Genomic DNA, 2,676 nt, shown 5'->3' with positions numbered 1-2,676 from the left:
GTGAATGTTATTTCTATCGGAATGTATTCTCGAAGATAAAGACTTTTAAAAAGAAAGTGTCGAAGAGTAGCCGAGCCAAAAAGATTAGCAGCGTGATTCTTACTCTGAAAGAGATCGATGAATTTATCCAATTCATTGAACTAGAATATGAACAAAGCCTCCCCCCTCGCCAGAAATCCCGATTTCTGCGAGATAAAGAACGAGACATAGCCATTATAGCGTTAGCGTTTGGTACAGGGTTACGCGTTACAGAGCTGGCGAATATTACTTTAGAGGATATAGATTTCTCCAAGAAACAAATTGATGTGATTCGTAAAGGCGATAAGGCTGATACAATCTTAGCAACGGAATGCTCTCTTGAATACTTGAAAAGCTATCTGTCCATTCGCCAGGAGCGATACAAAGCAACAAATGACCAACAGTATGTATTTTTGACAAAGTATGATGGAAAAGCGAATCCAATATCGATTCGAACGATACAAGAAAACGTAAAGAAGTATACGAAAGCTTTCAATGCTGGGAAAACTATAAGCCCACATAAGCTGCGCCATTCGTTTGCTAGTGAGTGGCTGCGTTCAGGTGGTAATCTAGTATTGCTACGCGATCAGCTTGGTCACAACTCGATTGAAACGACGTCACTTTATACCAACTTGTCGAGTGAAGATGCTCGAAAGGTTATTGAGAGAATGGAAAAGCAAGAGGATTAAAATAATTATTCCTCTTGCTTTTCTTTTACCCTTTCACTTTAAACAACTAGAATTACTTAATTTTCTGATGACTTCATCTAATATTCGGAACTGCCGGTTGATGTTATTTTATAATTGTCTTTAAAATCGACTGTTGCCATTACTTCTTTAGTCTCGTCGCCCTCATAGTGACCATAGACAAAAATAACGTCCGGTGCGATGGAAGACGAGATTTCAGAGTTTGTAACTACTATATCTATCCCCTCAACATCACGAAAATGCTCAATTGCGACCGCTTCTGCTTTTTTTAACATTCGTTCTTCTTTTTGTTTACTCTCATTCATCTGACAACCTCCTAATAATACACAAACCAGAAGCACTAGCTTTAGAGGAAAATGTCTCAATTTAACATTGCACTCCTTGTTGATTTATTGGAAAATATTTATAGGTCTATCATATAACATCTGATAAAAGGTGGGTAGTACGAATGAGTAAAATTTCAGATGGCACATACCATGAACTTGCGGAACATGCCTACACAAAAAAATCATTACCAGTAAAAATAAAAAGAATAGACAAAACAGAGACATGGCGTCCTTTAAAACTCGAAGGTACCGTTTTACATGATCAAAAAACGGGCTTTGACGCTAAAATTTATGTAAATAATGAAATGAAAGAAGTCGTGGTCTCATTTAGAGGAACCCAAGGCGACGAGATTCCCGGAGAAGGAACGGCGGATGTTGTTACAGACGTTAAGGATGTCGTCTTTCATAACCTTAAACGCAATAAAGAATTATTGGAAAAACTAAACAAAAATGAATACGCCGCCCCTTCCTTTGATTTAATTAATCGCAAGGCTTTAAAAAAAGACATTGAAAGCAGTCAATTCACGCAAGCCGATCACCTTATGAGAGACGTTAAGAAATATGCAACGAAACATCTCGATGGCTATACGATTTCTGTGACGGGTCACTCGCTCGGAGGGGCACTAGCGGAATACGTTGCAGCGATTCATAATGTCAAAAGTGTGAGTTTTAGTACACCGAGTATCGTGGAATTGCTCCCGGGTGACTTACAAAGAAAAGCAAAAAATGGGGGTTTTGATCCTAATATCGTAGCCTATGTACATCCTAGCGACTCGATTGGTGCCGGTGCTTTTGGTGCCGACGCTCATGTAGGGAGAACGGTTTATATTGATGAAACATTTGAGGTTGCGAATGCCGATAAAGACCGCCCAATAAAGCGATTTTTGGACTCCATTGGCGAACCCGATTATCATGGATTAGGTAATTTTGCATTTGATTCATTCGGGAATTTTAAAAACTTACTGATCGATGCCAAAACCCAAAAAATCATCATGTATTCGCCAAACTATATCAGTGGGAGAAGCATTGAACTTGACCCAGACATCATTGCGACCAAAGGGGCCAATATTCGTTTTGTCCCTCAACTGCACACTCAAACCATTCCCACGGCGATTTCAGCCATTGCTGATGTGAAAGACCAGGCCAAAAACGCCTACACGTCTTTTGTGATTCCACTGATTGATGAGATATGTGAAGACCTATATGCTCACAAAGAGTGGTATACCAAAACGTCTAAAGAAATTGGCGACTTCATTGAGCAAAAAGCAAATGATTTTAAGTCCGTGGACCAACAACGAGCTTCTGAAATAAAAGGATGATCACATGATGAACCGATTTGATTTTATGTATGAGGATAGACGTATCGTTAGGAATACCATCGAAAGTCTTGAACTAGCAGAAAGGAAATTAGATGACGTTATTGAAGAACTGATAGACGGATTACAGTTTGCTGTGAAAGAGTATAACGAATTGCAGAGTTGGAAAGGGAAATCTGGAGAATAGAGTAGGCGCATGATTTACTCATGCGCCTCTCGCAGTTCCGTACGTGCGGGTCATCGCATACGGCTCCTCCATGATTATCTCCATTGGAGATGATGTTCATTGTAAATATCCACTAAAGAGAC

At 39.6% G+C, this 2,676-nt stretch carries 4 protein-coding genes; 3 read left to right on the top strand and 1 reads right to left on the bottom strand.

The features are described from left to right. A partial coding sequence (gene xerS, locus MLD65_RS17830; RefSeq protein WP_243293164.1) for a tyrosine recombinase XerS occupies positions 1-707 on the top strand: 707 nt, incomplete at its 5' end. A gap of 77 nt (positions 708-784) precedes the next feature. On the opposite strand, the gene MLD65_RS17825 is transcribed toward xerS, so the two are convergent. Next, entirely contained in the window at positions 785-1,030 is a 246-nt protein-coding gene (locus MLD65_RS17825) for a hypothetical protein (RefSeq protein WP_243293163.1), read from the bottom strand. Positions 1,031-1,173: 143 nt separating this feature from the next. On the opposite strand from MLD65_RS17825, the gene MLD65_RS17820 reads away from it, so the two are divergent. Beyond that, positions 1,174-2,370 (top strand): Tle-like phospholipase domain-containing protein, encoded by a 1,197-nt coding sequence (locus MLD65_RS17820; protein WP_243293162.1) that lies wholly within the window; start codon positions 1,174-1,176, stop codon positions 2,368-2,370. 4 nt (positions 2,371-2,374) lie between these two features. Further along, a complete protein-coding gene (locus MLD65_RS17815; RefSeq protein ID WP_243293161.1) occupies positions 2,375-2,554 on the top strand; it encodes a hypothetical protein in 180 nt (59 codons plus the stop codon). The last annotated feature ends 122 nt before the right edge of the window (positions 2,555-2,676 follow it).

The organism is Bacillus sp. FJAT-47783, assembly GCF_022808615.1.
Classification (GTDB): Bacteria; Bacillota; Bacilli; order Bacillales; family Aeribacillaceae; genus Bacillus_BZ.
This window is presented reverse-complemented; position numbering and strand designations above follow the sequence as displayed.

What these genes read in the sequence shown, in the direction of transcription:
- MLD65_RS17820 (WP_243293162.1), top strand. Translation starts at nt 1,174, where the DNA reads ATGAGTAAAATTTCAGATGGCACATACCATGAACTTGCGGAACATGCC.
- MLD65_RS17825 (WP_243293163.1), bottom strand. Translation starts at nt 1,030, where the DNA reads ATGAATGAGAGTAAACAAAAAGAAGAACGAATGTTAAAAAAAGCAGAA.
- MLD65_RS17815 (WP_243293161.1), top strand. Translation starts at nt 2,375, where the DNA reads ATGATGAACCGATTTGATTTTATGTATGAGGATAGACGTATCGTTAGG.